The organism is Mycobacterium sp. E2497, assembly GCF_001668695.1.
GTDB lineage: Bacteria > Actinomycetota > Actinomycetes > Mycobacteriales > Mycobacteriaceae > Mycobacterium.
On record NZ_LZKD01000068.1, the window covers coordinates 1 to 5,939 of the forward strand.

Here is a 5,939-nt window from a genome sequence, read left to right on the forward strand (position 1 = left end):
GGCCGGCGCTGATCGTGGCGCTGCTGATCAGCGCCTCGGTTCAGGCGTTGATGCCCCGGGCGTGGCTGCCGCGCGCGTTGAACCGTCGACACCCCGTCTCCAGCGGGCTCGCCGGCGGGCTTGCGGGCATGCCGTCGATGATGTGCACGTGTTGCGCCGCTCCGGTCGCCGTGACCTTGCGGCGCAACGGCATCACTCCCGCGGCCGCCATCGCCTACTGGTTGGGTAACCCGCTGCTCAACCCGGTGGTGCTGGTGTTCCTGTTCTTCGTCGCGCCCTGGCAATGGACGCTGACCAGGGCGATCGTCGGAGTCGCGACGGTGCTCGGAGTCGCGGCCTCGGTGGGCTGGGTCTCGCGTGCGTCCGGCGGCGAGCCCGCCCCGGCGGGGACGGTCGCGGCCGCTGACGACGACGAGCCCGCGGGCCGGCCGCGCAGGTTCGTGCGGGCGCTGCTGTACCTGTGTCTGTTCCTGCTGCCCGAGTACGCCGTGCTGGTGCTGCTCGCCGGGGCGGTGCGGGGTTGGCTGCTCACCTTGGGTCAGCCGGCGCACCATGGACTGCTCCTGGGCCTTTCCCTCGTGGTGGTCGTTGCGATCGCCGGGACGCTCATGGTCATCCCGACGGCGGGGGAGATTCCGATCCTGCAGGGGCTGGCCCTGCTGGGCGCGTCGTCGGGCACGATCGGTGCGTTGCTGATCACCCTCCCGGCGGTGAGCGCCCCGGGCGCCGCCATGGTCGCCCGCAGCTTCGGTTGGCGGGCCGTCGCAACCACGACTGCCGTGGTGGTCGCGGCGGGGCTGCTCGGGGCGGCCGTCCTCAGCTTGCTCTGAGTCGCAACCCGGGCGGGTGGTCCTTGGGTACCTTCACTGTCATGCCGAGGAAGCGTGAGCAGGACGCCGAGGCGCCCGCCGCCGACTCGCTTGCGCCGCAGTACCCGATCGAGTCCGTCGACAACGCCTTGAAACTGCTGCTGCTGTTGGGCGAGCAACCCGAGATCCGGTTGAGCGAGGCCACCCGCTACCTGGGTGTGGCGTCGTCCACCGCGCATCGGCTGCTGGCGATGCTGGCCTACCGCGGGTTCGTCCGGCAAGACCCGGTGTCGAAGGCCTATCTGCCCGGTCCGTCGTTGACCGGGGTGGCGTTCGCGATCTTCGGCCGCGTCGACATCCAGCGAACCGCCATGCCGATCATGCGAAGCCTGGCCGAGCAGCTGCGCGAAACCGTTCACGTCGGGATGCTGGACGGCGCAGGCGTCCGCTTTGTCGCCGCGGTGGAGGGCCCGGCCGCGGTCCGGGTGGCGTCCCGGTTGGGCCGCACCCTGCCCGCGCATTGCACCTCGACGGGCAAGGTCATGCTGGCGCAGCTGCCCGAGCCAGAACTGCGCCAGCTGCTGCCGCAGGAGCGGCTCGAACGCATCACGCCGTCCTCGATCGGCACCCGCACCGAGCTGGAGGCCGAGCTCGCGGCCATCCGCGAGCGTGGGTACGCGATCAACCGCGAGGAGAGCGAGGAAGGCGTGGCCTCGGTCGCGGTGCCCATACCGACACGGGCGCCGGGTCTGCGGCTCGCGCTCAACGCCGCAGCGCCGCAGAACCGGCTGGACAGCTCCCGGTATGCCGCGGTGGCCGCCGCACTCGTCAAGGCGGCCAAGGAGATTGGCGATCAGCTGGGCTGAGGCGCCTTGGTGGTGCCCCGTCCGTGCGGGACTTCCGGCCGCAGGAAGACGTCGTCGAGCGTCACGGTGCGCAGCCCGCGCGAGCGAATGATGTCCACCAGCCGGGCGTACACGTGCGTGACCGGCGGGTGGTTGAGGTGGCCGATCACGATGTTCTGCGGCAGGAAGGACTGGTGGGCCATCCGGACGATCTGGTCCTCGGACACCGGCGCGGAATCGCGCAAGTCGCCGGACCACAGGGTGGTCACCTGGTAGCCCAGGTCGGTGGCCACCGCGGCGACCGCGGCGTTGTGATGGCCATACGGTGGCCGCAGGTATGGGGCGGCGTCGACTCCGTAGGTGTTGCGCAGCAGCGCGTCCGTGCGGCTCAGCTCGTCGGCGATCTGGCCCTTGGACAGTTTGGTCAGGTCGGGATGCGTCCAGGTGTGGTTGCCCAGCTGGATCTGCCCGGATTCGACCAGCGGGCGAAGCAAGCCGGCGTTGTCCGTCCACGAGCGGTAGCCGCCGGTGACGAAGTAGGTGAGCCGCACCCCGGTGTCCTTGGCGAATTGCGTGTAGAGCCGCACGACGTCGGTGTCCGCGCCGTCGTCGACCGTCCATGCCAACAGAGCGTCGTTGCCCGGAAGCTTTTTCAGCACACCGCCGCCGGGCAGCGCGACGCGCGATCGCGGGTCCGGTGGGGGTGACAACGGCGGCCCGACGGGAGCGCCCGGGAGGGGTGCGACCCCGGCGACATCGGCACGCACCGCCGCGGTTTCGGGCCCACCGGTGGCGACGGCCACCGTCGCGGCCAGCGCGACCAGGAAGCGTCGCCTGTCCAGTGCGGCCACGTCAGTACTCCTCGGCTGCCGGTGCCGGTCCGGGCACCGAATTCGGGGCAGTTAGCTGGACAGGCTAGGTGCGCGGCGACCGCGATCCCGGCACATCCGTGCGGTGTTCGCCGGCCGATACGAAGCTGTGACGCAAACTCAGCCGGCCGGCGACCGCGCCGCTTCGTGACGGCCGCCGGTGCCGTTTGTAATTGAGTAGTCTTACGGATTCCGGCGAGCAGCGGCCTGCCGCAGGCTTATTCGCATGACCGTTCCCTCTAGCATGTCCAAGACCACTGCTGCCTTCTTCGTTCAAGCGGCCGTCGCGTTCGCGATCAGCTTCGTGACCGCGCTGGGCGGGATCTACCTGCTTCCGCTTGACCTGTGGCAGCGATCCTTCCTCGGCATCACGTTCCTGTTCTTGGTGTCCAGCGCCTTCACCTTGGCCAAGGTGATTCGCGACCAACAGGAAGCCGCCACGGTGCGGGTGCGACTCGACGAGGCACGCATCGAGAAACTGCTGGCGGACTACGACCCGCTCCATGTCGCCAACTGAGTAGTACTACTCGGCTACATCCAATTCGCGTCTCCGACAACAGGTTTCCCGAAAGGACCGGTTCCCATGGCAGCTCTCAGCAGATTCCCGGACGTCGCCGAAGTCGCGGCGGCCACCCCGCCCGACCGGGATCGCGTACTGGACGTCATTCGCATCACGTCGCTGGTCGGGGTGGTGCTCGGCCACACCGTGATGGCCATCAGCATCATCGAAAACCACGTCTTGATCTGGGACAACCTGCTGACCACCTCGGCGGTGTTCCAGGCGGCGACCTGGATCCTGCAGATCATGCCGCTGTTCTTCTTCGCCGGCGCCGCGGCGTGCCTGTCTTCCTGGTCCGCCGGCACGAACTGGGGTGACTGGCTGATGAAACGGTGCACCCGACTGTTCCGGCCGGTGTTCTACTACCTGGCATTCTGGGCGGTGGCGCTGACGGTGCTGTATCACGCCCTGCCGCAACACATCTACGAGCCGGTGGCCGGCGTCAGCACGCAGCTGCTGTGGTTCCTGGGCGCCTACGTCCTGGTGCTGGCCGCCATGCCGATGCTGTACCGCATCACCACGGCGGGGCGTCTCGCCGCCGCCGTGGCCGCCGTCTACGGGGCCATCGCGGCGATCGACGCCGTCCGGCTGCACTGGCCGGCCATGATGCCCCTGGGCTACCTCAACCTGGCCGTCTGGCTCATCCCCGCCATGTTCGGCGTCGCCTACCGCCGGCGGCTGCTCACCGGGCGCGCCGCGCTGGCCGTCGCGGCCGTCTTCTTCGCCGTCGACGTCGCGCTGGTGCACTGGGGCCCCTACCGGATCAGCATGGTCGGCACCGGTGACCACCAGCTGTCCAACACCAGCCCGCCCTCACTGCTGCTGGCCGGGCACGCAATCATCCTGAGCGCTTTGGCCATCGTGGCCGCGCCGGCGATCGCACGCTGGGCCCGGCGGCCGCGGGTGTGGTGGTGGACCGCGATCGGCAACTCCGGGGCCATGACGCTGTACCTGTGGCACATGCCCGTGCTGCTGGGCGTGCACCTGGCCTTCGACTACCTGGGCTGCCCGCGCTACCCGGGCGCGCAGGATTTCCTCGCCCTCAGCCTCATCCAGCTGCTCGTCGTGGTGGTCGCCGTGGCGGTGCTCTTCGTCGCGCTGCGGCCGCTGGAGAACAACCCGCTGTCGGGCTGGGACGGCGCCCCCACGGTGACGGCGCGCGGACGCGGAGCGGTCGTCGGCGCCCTGCTGTGCGTGGCGGGCGTGGCGATCCTTGCCGCCATCCGATGGGGGCTCAAAGACGACGGCCTGGTGTGCATGGCCGTGATGGTGACCGCGTTGGTCGGCGCCCGCGTGCTGGCCGCCGCACCGGCGAAACGCTTCAGCGCGGCTCGCGGGTAGCTCGAGACGTCGTTGACCCGCGGGGCGGTCGCTCGGCCGCCCCGCGGGTCACGGCTCCTCGTCGAGGCCGTGCTCGATGGCGTAGCGCGCCAGCTCCACCCGGTTGGCGACCTGCAGTTTGCGAAAGGTCGCCTGCACGTGATTTTCGACCGTGCGGTGGCTCAGCGACAGCTTCTGGGCGATCTGCTTGGCGGACAGCCCCTTTGCCACATAGCGCAGCACCTCGGTTTCCCGTTCGGTGAGGCTCGGCCGGGCGGGACCGTCGTCCTTGCGCTGTGCGATTCGCCGGTATTCCCCCAGCACCAGCCCGGCGAGGCTCGGGGTGAACACGGCGCGGCCCTCGGCCGTCGCCGAAACGGCTTGCGCCAGTTCCGACTTGGAGGCGCTCTTGACCAGGTATCCGGTGGCGCCGGCCTTGACGGCTTCGAGCACGTCCTCTTGCTCGTCGGAGGCCGAGAGGACCAATACCCGGGACGAGGGGGAGACGGCGAGCACGCCCGCGGTCGCCTGTGCGCCGTCGCCGTCGGGCAGCTGCATATCCATCACCACTACGTCGGGCTTGACCACGGCGGCCCGCCGCCGGGCGGCGGCAACACCGTCGGCGGTGGCGACCACGGTGAAGCCTTCTTCGGCCAGGTCGCGGGCGACCGCGTCGCGCCAGATGGGATGGTCGTCGACGACCATCACCGTGGTGGGGGTGTCACCGGCCATCGGGCGCCGTTCCGCGTGGCAGGCACAGCTCCCACTCCGTGCCTTGTCCGGGTTCGCTGTGCAGGTGCGCGGTGCCGCCCAGCGCAGTCAGCCGCCCGACGATCGATTGGGAGACGCCCAGGCGCCCCTGGCCCGCCGCTTCCTCGAGCCGGCCCGCGGCGATTCCCACGCCGTCGTCGCGGACGCTCACCACCACCGAATCGCCCAGGTCCTCGACGAGCACGAACGCGTGCGCGCCGGGGCCGGCGTGTGCGGCCACGTTGTCCAGCGCGTTGCCCACCGCCGCGTCGAGCTCGGCGCCCACCCCGCGACCCAGGGGCACCGGCGTGGCGGGCAGGCTCAGCGACACCCGGTCGGATTCCCGGCGGCGCAGCAGGGTGCGCAGGTCGATGGTGGCGCCGTCGGTGTCCCGGTCGATGTCGGTGCTGGCCAGCCACCGCCGCAGGGCGCGTTCCTGCTCGCCGGCCAGCGCGGCGAGTTCCGCTGTGGCACCGCCGATTTCGTTCCCCTTCTTGGCCACCAGCGCCAGCACCTGGATGGCTCCGTCGTGGACCTGGCGGGACAGGCGTTCCCGTTCTTGCACCGCGGCCGTCAATCGGGCGGCTTGCTGGAGTTCGTCGTGGGCGCGTCGCGCGGTTTGGGCGGCCATGCCGATGGCCATGCCGACCGCCAGCTCGATGATGACGGTGGCGTTATGCCCCAGGTTGAGGGCGAGATAGTTCTTGACCGCGAAATTGGTGGCCATCACCACCAGGCCGGTGAGCATGCCGCCGGCCGGGCCGAACAGGATGGCCGCCGAGATCGT

7 protein-coding genes are annotated in these 5,939 nt (G+C 70.2%); 4 read left to right on the forward strand and 3 right to left on the reverse strand.

Annotated elements, in window-relative coordinates; genetic code table 11:
• A partial coding sequence (locus A5713_RS05260) for a permease (protein ID WP_068093296.1) occupies positions 1-830 on the forward strand: 830 nt, incomplete at its 5' end.
• Positions 831-871: 41 nt separating this feature from the next.
• Positions 872-1,675, forward strand: coding sequence for an IclR family transcriptional regulator (locus tag A5713_RS05265; RefSeq protein WP_067927193.1), 804 nt, complete (start codon positions 872-874; stop codon positions 1,673-1,675).
• Here A5713_RS05265 and A5713_RS05270 read toward each other — a convergent pair.
• On the reverse strand, positions 1,663-2,496 hold the full coding sequence (locus A5713_RS05270) for a polysaccharide deacetylase family protein (protein WP_082972796.1): 834 nt from the start codon (positions 2,494-2,496) through the stop codon (positions 1,663-1,665). The two genes, A5713_RS05265 and A5713_RS05270, sit on opposite strands and share 13 nt — an antisense overlap.
• 253 nt (positions 2,497-2,749) lie before the next feature.
• On the opposite strand from A5713_RS05270, the gene A5713_RS05275 reads away from it, so the two are divergent.
• Positions 2,750-3,040, forward strand: coding sequence for a YiaA/YiaB family inner membrane protein (locus A5713_RS05275; RefSeq protein WP_068093301.1), 291 nt, complete (start codon positions 2,750-2,752; stop codon positions 3,038-3,040).
• 66 nt (positions 3,041-3,106) lie between these two features.
• Complete coding sequence (locus A5713_RS05280) at positions 3,107-4,423, forward strand: acyltransferase (RefSeq protein WP_068093303.1); 1,317 nt, start codon at positions 3,107-3,109, stop codon at positions 4,421-4,423.
• Between the two features lie 48 nt (positions 4,424-4,471).
• On the opposite strand, the gene A5713_RS05285 is transcribed toward A5713_RS05280, so the two are convergent.
• Positions 4,472-5,134: a response regulator transcription factor gene (locus A5713_RS05285; RefSeq protein ID WP_068093306.1), complete on the reverse strand. Its 663-nt coding sequence runs from the start codon at positions 5,132-5,134 to the stop codon at positions 4,472-4,474.
• On the reverse strand, positions 5,124-5,939 hold an 816-nt coding region (macS, locus tag A5713_RS05290; protein ID WP_068093311.1), incomplete at its 5' end, for a MacS family sensor histidine kinase. The genes macS and A5713_RS05285, both read right to left, overlap by 11 nt.

Bases quoted from the DNA above. Each gene is read 5' to 3' on its own strand.
- A5713_RS05265 (WP_067927193.1), top strand. From the start codon at position 872: ATGCCGAGGAAGCGTGAGCAGGACGCCGAGGCGCCCGCCGCCGACTCG.
- A5713_RS05285 (WP_068093306.1), bottom strand. From the start codon at position 5,134: ATGGCCGGTGACACCCCCACCACGGTGATGGTCGTCGACGACCATCCC.
- A5713_RS05280 (WP_068093303.1), top strand. From the start codon at position 3,107: ATGGCAGCTCTCAGCAGATTCCCGGACGTCGCCGAAGTCGCGGCGGCC.
- A5713_RS05275 (WP_068093301.1), top strand. From the start codon at position 2,750: ATGACCGTTCCCTCTAGCATGTCCAAGACCACTGCTGCCTTCTTCGTT.